This is a genomic window from Micromonospora sp. DT227 (assembly GCF_049841835.1).
Taxonomy (GTDB): Bacteria; Actinomycetota; Actinomycetes; order Mycobacteriales; family Micromonosporaceae; genus Micromonospora.
Genome location: NZ_JBNCLA010000001.1, coordinates 201,480 through 215,743, shown reverse-complemented (window position 1 = coordinate 215,743; position 14,264 = coordinate 201,480). Strand labels below are relative to the sequence as shown.

Sequence of the window (14,264 nt, the reverse complement as noted above, 5' to 3'; positions counted from 1 at the left end):
GACCGCCATCGGGGCGAGTTGGTAGCGCAAGGGCGGCGGCACCCGGCGTTGACCCGTTCGGCGGGGTCGGTGCTGCAAGAGAAGGCACCGATCCCGCTAAGCCTGCGGCGGGTGCATCCTGCCGAACGCCCTCGACAGCGCTCGCAACAGAGATCGACACACTGCTCCGCGCCGTCGCGGCGATCAGTGCCTGCGGCAGTATGGCGGTCAGTGGCGAACAAGACCGACCGCGAGGAAGGCTCCGACCACAAGGTAGGGACCGAAGGCTAGGTCGCGCGAGCGGCGCAGCGCGAGCCGGATGACGGCCTCGGGGACGGCCAGCGGATATGGCAGCAAAGCGCCGTAGAATACGGTGGGCCAACCCAGGGCGCCCAGAGCCGCGCCGAGTAGCGCAGCCAGGCGGACATCACCCAGCCCCACCGAGTCGCCGCCGAGGACCGCGACGAGCAGATATCCGCCGCCTAGTGCGCCGGCTGCCAAGCCTGCCCGAATGAGTGTTTGTGCCTGACCTGTCGTGAGGCAGTGGCCAACGAGGACGAGCATGAGCGCGAGCGCCGCCGCGCCGATCACCGGTGTCGGCAGCCGTTGTACGGCGACATCCACCATGCACAGCAAGGCGCCCGCGTATAGCACGACCAGCCAACCGGCGACCAACAGCGGCCCGCCGGGCCGGGCGCCCGTCAATTGGGCGATTCCGGCTGAGGCGGCGGCGCCCGCAGCGCACGCCAGCGGCGACCACCATCGCCACCATCTGCACGGTCCACCCATGCACCCGCGCGGGCCGAGCCACCCGGCGCCCAGCGTGCCCATGACTCGGGCATAGGCGTACGGCAGGGTCAGCGACGCCAGCGCCCCGCACAGCGCGCTGTAGCGAATCACCGGGTTCATCACAGCCCTCCGGCGTCGCTGGCAACCGTCCGGTGGCACCGGCCACGGGGGGACCTTCGCGACGTCAGGATTCGCTGTGCCTGCTCCCTCGTCGTCCACGGGCCACCGGCACGCCGTCTGACGCAAACGACGAGCGCTGTCATCCGCTGGCGCGCCGCGAAGCGATGGGACCACACCATGCGATCAACCATAGTTGGCTGCTATCTAAGTGTGGTTGACGTCTGAGGGTGCTTCGTGCTTAGCTCAAGCGAGTAAGCCGAACTGTAGTTCCAGTGCGGCCGACCACAGTTTGAGCCGGATCCGCGATGCGGGGTGGTCGGTCGGCTGCCGCACTTGCCGACTGGCGAGTCTCGTGACCAGGCAAGCCAGCTCGACTTTCGGCCGGTCGCCGGCGAGTTCTCGTCAACCGCCGCGCGACAACCCTCCGCCTACGAGGAGACATCATCTTGATGACGACATTCATCGGCAAGAACCGTCGCGTCGGCGAGCAGCCGTGCCGGTTGCGCCTGGTCGCGATCCCCATCGGCCTGAGCCTGACGGCGGTGATTGGCGCCTGCAGTACGGACGACAGAGGAGAGGTGTCGTCGTCAGCATCCTCCTCGACGCCTAGGCGGCCGGTCGCGACTGCGTCGGCCGCTAGCCGTGAGGCAGCGGCGTTGGACGCCTACCGGGGGATGTGGCAGGCGTACGCGAAGGCCGGTCTGACCGCGAATCCGCAGGAGCCCGACCTGGCCCGCTACACCACCGGCCCGGCGTTGGCTTTGCTCACGTCCGGCCTGACGAAGCTTCGTGCCGAAGGCGAGATCATCAAGGGTCAGTACCAGTCGTCACCACACGTCGTCACAGCCACCACACCATCGCCGGCCGGCGACACGGTCACGGTGCAGGACTGTCTGAACACCACCGACTTCCTCACCTACAAGGCGTCCTCGGGGACGCTGGCCAACGACACCCCCGGCGGTAACCGGGCGGTGCTCGCCACGGTCACGCGCGACGACGTCATATGGAAGGTGTCCACTGTTGCCGCTCAGGCGGTGGGGACATGTTGAGCCACCGCGTCCGCGGTCTTGTCGTGCTGCTGATCGCTGCTGCCGTCACGACCGCGCCAGACGTCGCTTTCGCCGACGACGGAATCGGCCACGTTGACTGCGCGCAGAAGCCGTCGACCCCGGGCTGTGACCTCACCGTCGAGGTTCCGGGTGCCCCAGGCGGTGCGTCTGACGACTCCGACGAGGGCTCCGGTGGCGCGGGCGGCAACGGCGACAGCGGCTGCTACTGGGCACCGGTGCCCGGTGATCGCCCGCCGCCTGCGGGGAAGGGGCCGCAGGGCGGCTGGTACGCGCGGACCTGCATCAGCGACGGCATCGGCTCGCAGAGGATGCCGCAGTGGCTGGACCAGCCGCCCGGGGTGGATGTGGGTGCGTTGGCGCTGACCGCGCGGTCGCGGTTACGGCTGCCTGCGCCGGGCATTCGCACGAACCCTGCCGGGACGCCGTTCGTGTTGGTGCGGGTGCCGGTGTGGTTGTGGGTGGATCCGGTGTCGTGGGCGGCCCGGTCGGTGTCGGCGTCGGTGCCGGGGGTGGCGGTGACAGCGACGGCGACGCCGACATCGGTGCGGTGGTCGTTCTCCGATGGCAGCCGGGATGTGACCTGCGCCGGCCCGGGTAGGCCGTGGACGCCGGGGATGAATCCGCGGGCGGCGTCGCCGTGTGGGCACACCTACCTGCGGTCGTCGGCCTCTGCGCCGGGTGCGGTGTTCATGTTGCGGGCGACGGTGACCTGGTCGGTGGTGTGGTCCGGGCCGCAGGGCGGGGGCGCGTTGGCGCCGTTGACGACGACGGCGAGCGTGCCGGTGCGGGTCGCGCAGTCCCAGGCGATCGTCGGGAGCCCGCGGTGAGCGTCACGGCCACTCGCCCACAGCCAGCCGCCGCGCTGGCGGCGCCCGAGGCGGGGCGGATGTTGGTGCGAGGGCGCGGCGGGCGGCGGGTAGCCGTCGGGTTGCTGCTGGTGGTGGCCACGGTGGTGACGTTCTGGCAGGTCGACCTGCGTCGGCACGCCGGCGAGCAGTTCCTGGCCGTGACACGGCCGGTGCCTGCCGGCGCGGTCATCAGCGAGGCGGACGTGCGGGTGGTGCGGGTGGCGAACCCGGCGGGTCTGGACCTGATGGGCGCGGATCGACGCGGCGAGGTCGTTGGCCGCACGGCGGCGGTCCCTCTGGCCGCGGGCAGTCTGCTGACGGCGGGGCAGGTGGGGCCGCCGGTGTGGCCGGCGGCGGGGCAGGCGGTGATCGCGGTCGCGGTCAAGGCCGGTCGTGCCCCCGCCGGCCTGGTCGCGGGCGCCCGGGTCGTGGTGCTGGTCACCCCCATCGCGGATGCCGGCGAGACCGGTGCCAGCGCGCCCGCGGGGCAAGCGGCGCAAGCCCGGCGGGCGGTCGCCTCCGTGGTGGCGGTTGACGAGGCGGAACAGGGCGGGCAGGTGGTGACGCTGCTGCTGGCCGCGCAGGAGGCCGAGGCGGTCAGCTCGGCGGTGGGGGACGTGGCGCTGGTGCAACTCGGACCAGGCCAGTAACGAGAAGGAAAGGGGGCGGCGTCATGTTGGTGATGCTCGCGTCGGTGTCCGGCGCGCCGGGGGTGTCGGCTGCGGCAGTGGGGTTGGCCGCGTTGTGGCCGAACGGACCGGGTCTGGTGGTGGAGGCCGATCCGTGCGGCGGGGTGCTGGCCGCCCGGTTCGGGGTGGCGCAGGAGCCGGGTCTGGCCGGCCTGGCGGCGGCGTCGCGTCATGGCCTGCCCTCGGGCGGGCCGGCGCGGTTCGTGCAGCCGCTGCCGCTGGGCGTGCACGCGGTCGTGGGGCCCGGCGCGGCCGACACCTGCGCGCAGGCGGTGTCCGTGCTGAGCGCCCGGCCGGACGTGATGGCCGGGCTGGCGCCGGTGGTGGTCCTCGACGCCGGTCGCCTCTACCCGGGCAGCCCCGCCCACGCGCTGCTGCCCAGGGTGAACGTGCTGGTGGTCGTGACGGCCGGTGACACCGCGCACCTCGACCACGTCGACACCCGACTGCCTGCCCTGCGCGCGCAGATGCGCAGCCCGCACCTCGGAGTGGCGGTCTGCGGCAAGGGCTCCTACGAACCTCGTGAAATCAGCGGGCGCCTCGGCGCGCCGGTGTGGGCGCACCTGCCCGCGGACCGATGGGGCGCGGCGGTGCTGACCGGCCGACTGGCCGGGCCGGCGTGGACACGCACCCGCCTGGCGCAGGGGCTGCGAGGCCTGGGCGCCGTCCTCGCCGCGCTGCCGCCACGGCAGCCGGGTGCGGCGCGGGCCGCGTTGGAGGTCGTGCGGTGAGCGCGCCGGTGACCGTGGTGGCGCCGGAATTGGTGGCGGTGCTGCGAGCCCGGGTGAGTGACCGTCTGGCGGCGCACGGCGCGCAGCTTCCCGATGCGCAGCGGAGGCCGGTCATCGCCGGCTACATCGCCGAAGAGTTGCTCGCCTACGCCGGAGAGATCATCACCGCTGGTCGTACCCCGTTGTCGCGGCAGGTTGAGGCGGCACTGGCGCGGGCCGTGCGCGACAGCTTCCTCGGGTTGGGTGGTCTGCAGCCGCTGCTCGACGACGAGCGGGTGGAGGACATCTTCGCCAACGGCTGCGACAACGTGTGGGTCCGCACCACCGACGGACAGGTGTCGCGGGTGCCCCCGGTCGCGGCCACCGACGACGACCTCATCGACCTGGTACGGACCGCAGCGGCGCGCAGCGGCCAGGAGGAGCGGCGCTTCGACCGCGGGTCACCAGGGCTGTCGCTGCGCCTGCCGGGCGGGCAACGACTGTTCGCGGTGATGGCCGTGTCGAAAAGGCCATCGGTGTCGATCCGCCGCAACGTCCTTCACCGGGTCACCCTCGACGATCTCGTTGCGCGGGGAGAGTTGACGCCTGGGCTGCGGGACCTGATCCGGGCGCTGGTGCGGGCCCGGAAGAACCTGGTGATCTGTGGTGGGACGGGCGCGGGGAAGACGACTCTGCTGCGCGCTGCCGCTACCGAGATCAGCCCGTCGGAGCGGATCGTCACCGTCGAGGACGCGTTTGAGCTGGGCCTGGATGAGGACACCGACGCGCATCCGAACACCACGGCGCTGCAACAGCGCGAGCCGAACCTGGAGGGCGTCGGCGGGATTGACATGGCCACGATGGTGACGTGGGGGCTTCGGATGCGTCCGGACCGGGTCATCGTCGGGGAGTCGCGCGGCGCCGAGGCGGTGCCGATGCTTCTGGCGATGTCGCAGGGCAACGACGGGTCGATGTGCACGGTGCACGCGTCGTCGAGTAAGCAGGCCCTGACCCGGCTGGCGATGTACGTGATGCAGGCCCCGGAGAAGTTGAGCTTCGACGCGGCGAACGTGCTTATCGGTCAGGCCGTCGACTTCGTGCTGCACCTCGACGTCGCCACCGACGGCACCCGGGTCCTGTCCTCCATGCGGCAGGTCCTGGAGACCGACGGCACGCAGGTGCCGTCCAACGAAATCTTCCGACCCGGCCCCGACCGGCGGGCGGTGCCGGCCGCGCCGCTGCGCGCCGACACCCTCGACGACCTGATCGCCGCCGGCCTCAACGTCGGCATTCTCGACGGGAAGAGGTGGGGACGGTGAATCTGCTTCCGATCCTGCTCGGACTGGGCTGCGCCGCCGGCCTGACCCTCATCGCCGACGGGCTGCGCCGTCAACCGCTCGCGAGCCCGACGCGACGACGGCGGCGAGGGTGGGCCGGCGTCGAGCGGGCGCGGATTTTGGCCGCCGTCGGCGGGGGCGTCGCCGCTGCGGTGGTGACCCGATGGCCGGTGGCGGTGCTGCTGGCCGGCGCCGCCGTTTGGGCGCTGCCCCGTGTGCTCGGCCCGGACCGCGAGCACACCGGGGCAGTGGCGCGTATCGAGGCCATCGCGACCTGGGCGGAGCTGCTGCGCGACACCCTGTCGTCCGCCGCCGGGCTGGAGCAGGCGATCACCGCCACCGCCCCGGTCACCCCCGAGCCGATCCGCCCCCAGGTGCGGGCACTCGCCGCGGCGGTGCGCGGCGGCGCCCGCCTGCCGGACGCGCTGCGGGTGTTCGCCGACGACCTCGCCGACCCGACCGCCGACCTGGTGGTCGCGGCGTTGAGGCAGGCCGCCGGCTACCACGGCGGGCAGCTGTCGCAGTGCCTGACCAGCCTCGCCGTCACCGCGCGGGAACTGGCCGGGATCAGGATGCGGGTGGCCACGAAACGGGCCGCGACGCGCACCGCCGCCCGCGTCATCACCGGCACCGCCGCCGCGATGGTCGCCGGGCTCATTCTGCTCAACCGCGGCTTCCTCGCCCCCTACCACGGTGTCACCGGGCAGGTGGTGCTCCTCGCCGTCGGCGCCGTCTTCGCCGCCGGATTCTGGTGGCTGGCCCGTGTCTCCCGCCTCCCCGAACCCCCGAGAGTCCTCGCCCGCCCCGCCGAGATCGCGGCCGGCCAAGGGCGGGCGTCGTGATCGTGCTCGCGTGCGGACTGCTCGCCGGCCTCGGCCTGCTCCTCGCCGCGTCTGGTCTCGTGCCGGCGCGCCCCGCCCTCGCTGACGCGCTCGACGCGCTGCGCCGTGCACCCGCCGCGCCTGAGCAGCCGTCGTCGGCGCGGGTGCGGCTGATGGCCGCGCCGCTGCGCGCGCTCGGTCTGCCGCGGCGGCGGATGCGCGCCGACCTGGCCGTGCTCGAACGGCCGACCGCGCTGCACCTAGCCGATCAGGCCCTCGCCGTGCTCGCCGGCCTGGTCCTGCCGCCGACGGTGATGGCCGCCCTCACCGCCGGCGGGGTCACCTTCGCCACCGGCATGCCCGCCTGGGTGTCCCTGGCCGGCGCCGCGGGCGGCTGGTGGCTGGCTGAATCGACGGTGCGCGCCGAAGCCGGACGGCGCCGCGACGAGCTGCGCTACACCCTGTCCGCCGTGCTCGACCTTGTCGTGATCTCCCTCGCCGGCGGAGCCGGTCTTGAACAAGCCCTCGACGACGCCTGCGCCGACAACGCCGGCTGGGCATCGCAGCGGCTGCGCCGCGCGGTGGACACCGCCCGGCTGCTGCGCATACCGCCCTGGCAGGCACTCGACCAACTCGGCGCGGACACCGGCGTCATCGAGTTGCGGGAGTTGGCCGCCACGATGAGCCTCGCCGGCAGCGAAGGCGCCCGCATCCGCGACTCGCTGAGCATCCGCGCCGCGACGCTGCGCGCCCACGAGGCCGCCGCCCTGGAAGCCCGCGCCAACGCCGCGACCGAACGCATGTCCATGCCGGTCATGCTCCTCGCCGCCGCCTACCTGCTGTTCCTGCTCTACCCCGCCGTCAGCACCGTCGATACGTTCTGAGGAGGTCAACCATGCGGCTCAGCTGGCTGCTGACCCAGCTCATCCTGCTGCGCGCGAGCGTAGCCGACCGGATCCGCCGGCTACGCGCCGACGGCGACCGAGGCAGCGAGACCACCGAGAAAGTCATGTGGATCGCACTGCTGGTCACCCTCGTCCTCGCCGTCTACGGCATCTTCCGCTCCAAAATCCTGTCGAAGATCAACGGGATCAGCCTGTGAACCGGCCCACCGCCAGGGGCCGCCCTCGGCGCGGCGGCGACCGCGGGTCGGTGAGCACCGAGGTGGTGCTGTACGCGCCGCTGCTGTTCCTGCTCGTCCTGCTCGGTGTGCAAATGGCGCTGTGGGCGCTGGCGCAACTCGGCGTGCAACACGCCGCCAACCACGCCCTGCAGAGCACCCGGGTGTCCGGCGGCACCGCCGCCGCCGGGCACGCCGACGCCACCGCCGTGCTCGCGCAGGTCGCCGGTCACGTCGTCACCGACGCCCGGGTGTCCGTGCAGCGCGACGCCGACACCGCCACCGTCGTGGTCGCCGGCCGCGCGCCCGCTGTCATCCCCGGCCTGCGCCTACCGGTCGACACCCGGGTCGCCGCACCCGTCGAGAGATTCCGCCCCTGACAGACCAGCCAACCCCACCACTGACCGAAGGGAGCCGCTCATGCGACATCCCCCCGACCAAGCCCTCGCGCGCAGGCGCGCCCGGCCGGCATCCGACCGAGGCTCGGTGAGCGTGGAGCTGGCGCTGGGCTACGTCCCGCTGATGATCCTCGCGATCCTCGCCATCGTGGCCTGCCAACGGCTGGCCTCCGCCGCGATCGACGTGCACTCCGCCGCCGCCGCTGCCGCCCGAGAAGCATCCCTGGCCGACACCCCCGCTCACGCCCGACGCCGCGGCGTCGACGCCGCCACCAACGCGCTGACCGGCCGAGGCATGACCTGCCGGCCCTCCACCGTCACCATCGACCCCGGCGCGTTCATCCCCGGCGGGCAGGTCAGCGCCACCGTGACCTGCGCAGTCCGGCTGCAAGACCTGTCTGGGCTGGGACTGCCCGGCGCGGTGAGCATCTTGGCGACCTCCCACCAACCCCTCGACCCGTTCGGCGCCCGGCCGTGACCAGCCGCCGCCGCAACAGGTCACTCCACGGCGACCGGGGACAGATCACCCCGTGGACCATCATCGGCACGCTCATCGTGCTCATCCTCGCCGGCCTCGTGTTCGACATGGGCACCGCCATGGCCACGAAGGTGTCCGCCTACGACACCGCGCAGGCCGCTGCCCGCGCCGGCGCCGGTCAACTCGACCTGAGCGCTCACCGCGCCACCGGCGCCGCCCAACTCGACCCCGCCGCGGCCAGCGCCGCCGCGCGCGCCTTCCTCACCCAGGCCGGTCAACCCGGCACGGTGTCCGCCACCACCACCGCAGTCACCGTCACCGTCACCACCCGCCACCGCACCCACCTGCTGCACCTGGTCGGCATCACCTCGATCCCGGTGACCGCCACCGCGACCGCCACACCCGAAACCGGCGTCACCGCCCCCGAATAACCCCGCCACCGGAAGCGAGGAGGCACCACCCGTGATCACCACGCTGACCGCCGTCGTCCGCCGCGCCGCCGCAGCCGCCTTCTCACTGCTGCTCCTCGCCGGCCCGCCCTACCTGCTGCTGCGCTTCACCGACCCGCCGCTACCCGACCGGCCGCCCACCTGGAACACCGTCGTCACCACCCTGACCGGCCGCCTGAGCGACGACATGATCCTCACCGTGCTCACCGCCTTGCTGTGGGCCGCGTGGGCGTCGTTCGTATGGTCGCTGCTCGCCGAACTCGCCACCGCCCTCACCGGCCGACGCCTACCCCAGCCCCGCGCGTTGACCCCCGCCCGCGGCCTGGCCACCCTTCTCGTCACCATGATCACCAGCAGTGTCCTCGCCACCGCCGCGCACGCCACCGCCGCACCACCCGCAGCCCAGGCGCGGCCCGCCGCCGCGACAGCAATCGCCGCGACCGGCGCCGACATCGACACGCTCGACCGGACCGCCGACACCACACCTGCCTCGTCGTCGCCAGCGATCACCGCTGACGCGCCGGCATTGACGGACATGCCCGTGACGCTGGTCGCCGACGGCCGCCCATACACCCACATCGTCAAGCGGGGCGACACCCTGTCGAAGATCGCCCAGCAGTGGCTCGGCGACGCCGACCGATGGCCGGAGATCTTCGCCCTCAACCGCGGCACCCACTACCCACACGTCGGCGGCACCCTGCGCAACCCGAACATCATCCACCCAGGCTGGACCCTCGACCTACCCGACGACGCCACCCCACCCCCCGGCCACCGACCCCACCAGCCGACGCCCCCACCATCCACAGCGCCCGCGCCGACACCGGCCGCCCCGACGCCGAGCAGCCCGCCGACGACCAACGCCCCCGCCCCCACCGCCAGCAACCGGGCTCCCTCCGAGAGCACCCCAGCGGCGCCGACCGACGACGGCAGCCGGCCGGCGAGAGCCGACCAGGGCGTGTCACTGCCCAGCGGCAGCTGGATCGACGGCGGACTCGCCGCGGCGATCCTCGCCGCGCTCGCCCTGGTCTGGGCGCACCGGCAACGCCGCTACCGCCCCCGCACACCGTCCGAACCGCGGCGCGCCCCCGCACCCGCAGCGGCGCCGATCCCCCAGGTCATACGGCAAATCCGACGCGGCCTACACGCCGACGCCACCGCCCTTGACCTACCCCACCTCAACCCAGATGAGCACCACAGTGAGGCTGCCGCCGACGTCGCGCCCCGCGCAGGCCACGACACCAACACCGCACCGCACGATGCCGGCGCGGCACCTGAGCCCGCCAACGTCACCGCCCTGCATGCCGGACCCGTGGCGCCGGCTCTCACTCATCCCCTGTCGGCGGTGTGGCCTCCCGCCGGACTGGGCCTGACCGGGCCCGGCGCGCACGCCGCCGCCCGCGGCTTCCTCACCGCTGCCCTCGCCACCACCGGCGACGAGCCCCCCGACGCCCGCCCCACCGTGATCATCCCCGCCAGCACCGCCGCCACCCTGCTCGGCGCCGCCGCGATCGACCTGCCCCGCACCCCACGGCTGACCGTCACCGCCGACCTCGACGACGCCCTGATCACCCTGGAACACCAGGCCCTGCACCGCAGCCGACTGGTCTACGACCACGAAGTCGACACCGTCGACGCCGTGCGCGCCGCCGACCCCGGCGAGGAATCACTCGCACCGATCATGCTGCTCGCCGACGCCAGCAGCCGCCACGGACGCACCCGCATCTCCGCGCTACTCACCCAAGGAGGCCGCCTGGACATCCACGGCGTGTTCCTCGGCGCCTGGCCCGACGGCGACACCGCCATCGTCGCCACCGACGGCACCGTCACCCGCGCACCCACCGACGCCCGCCACGGCCCTCACCCCGCCGACGTCGAACGCCTGGCCGTGCTCGACCCCACCGAAACCGTTGACCTGCTCGTCACCCTCGCCGAAGCCCACACCGGGCAACCCCCCGCGCCCGCACCCGTAGAACCCGCACCCCCACCACAACCCGCACCACCACCCCCACCCGAACCGCCCCAGGACGCGCCCACCCGCACCGCAGCCGACACACCCCAGCACCACGCACTCGACACCGACGAACCTGAACCCGGCGTGGCCGATACCGCCCCTGACGCGTCAGACGCGGCAGCCGGCTCGCAGCCCGACCCCACCCACGACGGCGCCGCCGGCCGACCGGACCTCAGTGGCACCGACCACCACCCACCGCCGATGCAATCTGCATCGGCCGAACATGAAACCCTGACCGGCGCCGACGCTGTCCAGTCGACCCCACCCGACATCGACCGCACATCCACCGCACACGCACAGCCCACCGCAGACGACCCCTGCGCCGTGGCACCAGGGCGACTGGACGAGCCCGCCCCCCACAGCAGAGCACCTGCCGCGGCGCGCGTCGAGCGGGTGAGGGTGACGGTGCTCGGCCGTCCCGCTCTGGTCGACGCCAGCCAGCCGCGCACGCTGCGCACCAAGTCGCTGGAACTGCTCGTCTACCTCGCCGCCCGCGACGGTACCGCCTCCACGGAGGAAATCCTCGAAGACCTGCTCCCCGAGGCACCCAGCAGCAGAGCCCTGCACCGCCTGCACACCTACGTCTCCGACCTACGCGCCGTACTACGCCAGCACGCAGGACCCGGCAGCTACCTCACCAACCCGCACCAGAGCTACCGCCTCAACCCCGACCGCTTCGACATCGACCTGTGGCGACTGCGCGCCGCCCTGCGCACACCCGGCAACGACCCCACACGAACACCAAAACTGCGTTACGCCGTCGACCACTACCGTCCCCTGGCCGAGGACTGCGACTACGAATGGCTCGACGCCTACCGACACACCGCACAACGCGACGCCCTTGACGCCGTCACCGCGCTACTCGACGCCTACGCCGACAACCCCACCGAACAAGCCGCCGTCTGCGCCACCGCCCTGCCCCACCACCCCTACAACGAACTGCTCCATCAGCAGGCCATGCGCGCCCACGCCGCGCTCGGCGACCTCGACGCCGTCCGCGCGCTACGCCGGGCCCTCACTCAGCGACTTCGTGAGATCGACGCCGAGCCGACCGAGGAAACCCTGCACCTCGCCCACCAACTCATCGACGACGCCCGACCTCAGCGTCACCCCCGGCCCTCCGACGGCCAACCGGCATGACCAGCACCGCCCCGCAGGCAAGCCCCGTGCCGCCCGCCACCCCTCACGACACCCGGCGGCTGGGCGCCCTGCGGTGGGCGGTACGCGCCACCCTGACCCTCGGCGTCGCCGCGTCGGTCGCCGCGAACATCCTGCACGCCCGACCGAACCCGATCAGCCAAATCATCGCCGCATGGCCGCCCCTGGCGCTCCTGCTTACCGTCGAGCTCATCTCCCGCGTCCCGCACCACCGCTGGCAGCTCGGCGCGATCCGTGTCACCGCCGCCACCTGCATCGCCGCGATCGCCGCGTGGGTGTCCTACTGGCACCTCGTCGGCGTCGCCTCCCGCTACGGAGAGAACAGCTACGGCGCCGCCTACCTCCTACCACTGTCCGTCGACGGCCTCGTCATCGTCGCCAGCGTCAGCCTCGTCGAGATCAGCGCCCGCATCCGCGCCGCCACCATCGCCCGTGACGCCGCATCCGTGCCAGCCCCCACGTCACCGATCATCGAGCCCCTGACCGAGGGCGACAGACCCCCAAGTGGCGCATCACCGCAACGATTGCCGCTCGCCGCCGAGCCGGACATCGCCGCAAACGCCGATGACGCCATCGAAGCGGTGCCGTCTGCCGCCGAGCCGCGAAAGCCACTCAGCTTCGACCAGACAGCCGACGACGAGCCGACTGCACCATCGCCGGGTGCCGAGGGCATAGACGACGAAAGGGTGCCGTTTACTGTGCTGACCCACGGCGATGAAGCCACATGGAGGGCGAAGCCCGAGATCGCGACGAGCCGCGGGCCGAAACAGGCCGATGCCCCACGCGCGGCTGGCGCCGCAGCGCGTCGTGGGGCACCGACCGCAGACACCACAACCGCCTCGGCCGTGGCCTACTGGCAACATCACGATCCGAAACTGCTACCCGCTGAGGTCGCCGCTCGCATCGGTAGATCAGAGCGGACCGTGCGCCGCCACTGGCAACCGCGAACAGGAAGTCAATCCGCGCGCGCCCATGGTCATCCCACCAGCAAGCGGCGACGCTGATCCTTGGCCGACCTGATTGACCAGTGGCGCGGACGGCGGCCCAACGACAAAAACGACCACGTTCACGCTCTCTGCGGCGACGGACGGCGTCAGCCGGGCCAGACGCCACGAGCGCTAGGACGACTTCGGCGCGGCGGTGGGCTGCACGGGAGCGATCCTGTGCAGCCCAACGCAATGTCGAGACCCTCGCTCTGCGGGCGGACGCCTCCCGACGGCACCCACGGCAGGCGACCGATGCCGCCGCCCCTGACGGCCGTCAGGCACCAACTGCCGAACCGAACATCCCTGGGTCGCGCACGCTCCTGCCGTGGTGGTCAGGCACGTCGGATGACCGGCTGCACCGACGGCGGGTAGGCGTAGCCGGCCTCACCGGGAAGGTGGCCCTGCGGGTCAGGCCACAGGATCTGCTGCAGCCGAACCTGCTGGTCGTATCGAGCGATCGCGGCGCCGGGATATAGCTGGTCGGTCGCAGTACCGTCGATGATGACCGCGTCGTGGCCGGCTATCAGGTCACCGACGCGTTGACCGTCACTGAACCGCTCGGCTCGGTCATAGACGCGGGTCGCAAGGTCGTTGAGCAGTTGCTGTGCGGTGGCGGGATCGAGTCCGGCGATCAGCAGTTCGGGATGGCCGTGAGCGGTGAGCCCGACGGTGTAGGCGAACGGAGTGCTGTCGCCGGCGTCGTCCGCGTCGGGATGTACGAGCGTCACAGCCCAGCCGACCCGGTCGATGATCTCGCTTTGACGGCGCAGGAACTCCTCAACGCCGCTCATCGGTCAACTTCCTCCGGCTGGTCGTGACCCTCGATAGTTGACGGCGGTTCGACTTCGACGAAACCCCAGAGCCGCTCGATGAGTTGCAGTGCTTGAGTTTGGTAGCGGTCGGCGAAGCCCCGGCAGATCGCTGGTTCGGCATCGGGGTACAGGTAGTGCGGGAGTGTGTTGTGGCAGACGATGAACGTTTGTCGTCGGCGTGTCTCGGCGACGAGGTCGCGCAGCCTGCCGGCAGAAAGGTGCATCTTGTTGCCGGGGGCGAAGATGCAGGTGTCGCACTGCCGAGAGAGCAGCCTCGACTTTCCGAGGAGCGGATCGCCGACGTTCAGGTCTGCGTTGATGTTCTCGTCCCCGGCGTGGAGGTTCGGCTCGACGGGGTCGTCGCTGGGGTGGAGCACGTGGTCCATGATGCCTACCTTGTCGATCGGGCAGGGGACGCCGCCTGATGGCGACGCCCCCTGCTGTCGGATGGTGGTGCGGTCGGGAAAGGCCCTGCCGTCGATGCGTGGT

Annotated in this window: 16 protein-coding genes; 13 read left to right on the top strand and 3 right to left on the bottom strand. The window is 72.2% G+C overall.

Going from position 1 to position 14,264, the window contains the following annotated elements; translation table 11 throughout:
• Nucleotides 1–207 precede the first annotated feature (207 nt).
• Nucleotides 208–888: a prepilin peptidase gene (locus ACLQ2W_RS01115; protein ID WP_425784890.1), complete on the bottom strand. Its 681-nt coding sequence runs from the start codon at nucleotides 886–888 to the stop codon at nucleotides 208–210.
• Nucleotides 889–1,337: 449 nt separating this feature from the next.
• Between ACLQ2W_RS01115 and ACLQ2W_RS01110 the strand changes: the two genes are divergently transcribed.
• The 13 genes from ACLQ2W_RS01110 to ACLQ2W_RS01050 all read left to right on the top strand — a co-directional run bounded on the left by ACLQ2W_RS01110 (nucleotide 1,338) and on the right by ACLQ2W_RS01050 (nucleotide 12,981).
• The gene (locus ACLQ2W_RS01110; RefSeq protein ID WP_425784889.1) at nucleotides 1,338–1,937 is read left to right on the top strand and encodes a hypothetical protein; all 600 of its coding nucleotides are present in this window, start codon (nucleotides 1,338–1,340) and stop codon (nucleotides 1,935–1,937) included.
• Nucleotides 1,938–1,960: 23 nt separating this feature from the next.
• Complete coding sequence (locus ACLQ2W_RS01105; RefSeq protein ID WP_425784888.1) at nucleotides 1,961–2,785, top strand: hypothetical protein; 825 nt, start codon at nucleotides 1,961–1,963, stop codon at nucleotides 2,783–2,785.
• A gap of 59 nt (nucleotides 2,786–2,844) precedes the next feature.
• Nucleotides 2,845–3,456, top strand: a complete 612-nt coding sequence (locus ACLQ2W_RS01100; RefSeq protein WP_425785982.1) for an SAF domain-containing protein — start codon at nucleotides 2,845–2,847, stop codon at nucleotides 3,454–3,456.
• Between the two features lie 23 nt (nucleotides 3,457–3,479).
• Nucleotides 3,480–4,226, top strand: coding sequence for a hypothetical protein (locus ACLQ2W_RS01095; protein ID WP_425784887.1), 747 nt, complete (start codon nucleotides 3,480–3,482; stop codon nucleotides 4,224–4,226).
• Nucleotides 4,223–5,524, top strand: a complete 1,302-nt coding sequence (locus ACLQ2W_RS01090; protein WP_425784886.1) for a CpaF family protein — start codon at nucleotides 4,223–4,225, stop codon at nucleotides 5,522–5,524. The genes ACLQ2W_RS01095 and ACLQ2W_RS01090 overlap by 4 nt, the downstream gene beginning before the upstream one ends.
• Nucleotides 5,521–6,384 carry a type II secretion system F family protein gene (locus ACLQ2W_RS01085; protein ID WP_425784885.1) on the top strand — a complete coding sequence of 288 codons (864 nt, stop codon included), beginning with the start codon at nucleotides 5,521–5,523 and terminating at the stop codon, nucleotides 6,382–6,384. Before ACLQ2W_RS01090 ends, ACLQ2W_RS01085 begins: the two co-directional genes overlap by 4 nt.
• A complete protein-coding gene (locus ACLQ2W_RS01080) occupies nucleotides 6,381–7,247 on the top strand; it encodes a type II secretion system F family protein (RefSeq protein ID WP_425784884.1) in 867 nt (288 codons plus the stop codon). Before ACLQ2W_RS01085 ends, ACLQ2W_RS01080 begins: the two co-directional genes overlap by 4 nt.
• A gap of 11 nt (nucleotides 7,248–7,258) precedes the next feature.
• Nucleotides 7,259–7,465 (top strand): hypothetical protein, encoded by a 207-nt coding sequence (locus tag ACLQ2W_RS01075; protein WP_425784883.1) that lies wholly within the window; start codon nucleotides 7,259–7,261, stop codon nucleotides 7,463–7,465.
• Between the two features lie 50 nt (nucleotides 7,466–7,515).
• Entirely contained in the window at nucleotides 7,516–7,863 is a 348-nt protein-coding gene (locus ACLQ2W_RS01070; RefSeq protein ID WP_425784882.1) for a TadE/TadG family type IV pilus assembly protein, read from the top strand.
• A gap of 106 nt (nucleotides 7,864–7,969) precedes the next feature.
• Nucleotides 7,970–8,359 (top strand): TadE family protein, encoded by a 390-nt coding sequence (locus ACLQ2W_RS01065; RefSeq protein ID WP_425784881.1) that lies wholly within the window; start codon nucleotides 7,970–7,972, stop codon nucleotides 8,357–8,359.
• A complete protein-coding gene (locus ACLQ2W_RS01060; protein WP_425784880.1) occupies nucleotides 8,356–8,790 on the top strand; it encodes a hypothetical protein in 435 nt (144 codons plus the stop codon). Before ACLQ2W_RS01065 ends, ACLQ2W_RS01060 begins: the two co-directional genes overlap by 4 nt.
• Before the next feature lie 31 nt (nucleotides 8,791–8,821).
• Nucleotides 8,822–11,959 carry a BTAD domain-containing putative transcriptional regulator gene (locus tag ACLQ2W_RS01055; RefSeq protein WP_425784879.1) on the top strand — a complete coding sequence of 1,046 codons (3,138 nt, stop codon included), beginning with the start codon at nucleotides 8,822–8,824 and terminating at the stop codon, nucleotides 11,957–11,959.
• A complete protein-coding gene (locus ACLQ2W_RS01050; RefSeq protein WP_425784878.1) occupies nucleotides 11,956–12,981 on the top strand; it encodes a DUF2637 domain-containing protein in 1,026 nt (341 codons plus the stop codon). Before ACLQ2W_RS01055 ends, ACLQ2W_RS01050 begins: the two co-directional genes overlap by 4 nt.
• 314 nt (nucleotides 12,982–13,295) lie before the next feature.
• Here ACLQ2W_RS01050 and ACLQ2W_RS01045 read toward each other — a convergent pair whose 3' ends face one another.
• Complete coding sequence (locus tag ACLQ2W_RS01045; RefSeq protein ID WP_425784877.1) at nucleotides 13,296–13,754, bottom strand: DUF4262 domain-containing protein; 459 nt, start codon at nucleotides 13,752–13,754, stop codon at nucleotides 13,296–13,298.
• Nucleotides 13,751–14,161 (bottom strand): hypothetical protein, encoded by a 411-nt coding sequence (locus ACLQ2W_RS01040; RefSeq protein WP_425784876.1) that lies wholly within the window; start codon nucleotides 14,159–14,161, stop codon nucleotides 13,751–13,753. Before ACLQ2W_RS01040 ends, ACLQ2W_RS01045 begins: the two co-directional genes overlap by 4 nt.
• Between the last annotated feature and the right edge of the window lie 103 nt (nucleotides 14,162–14,264).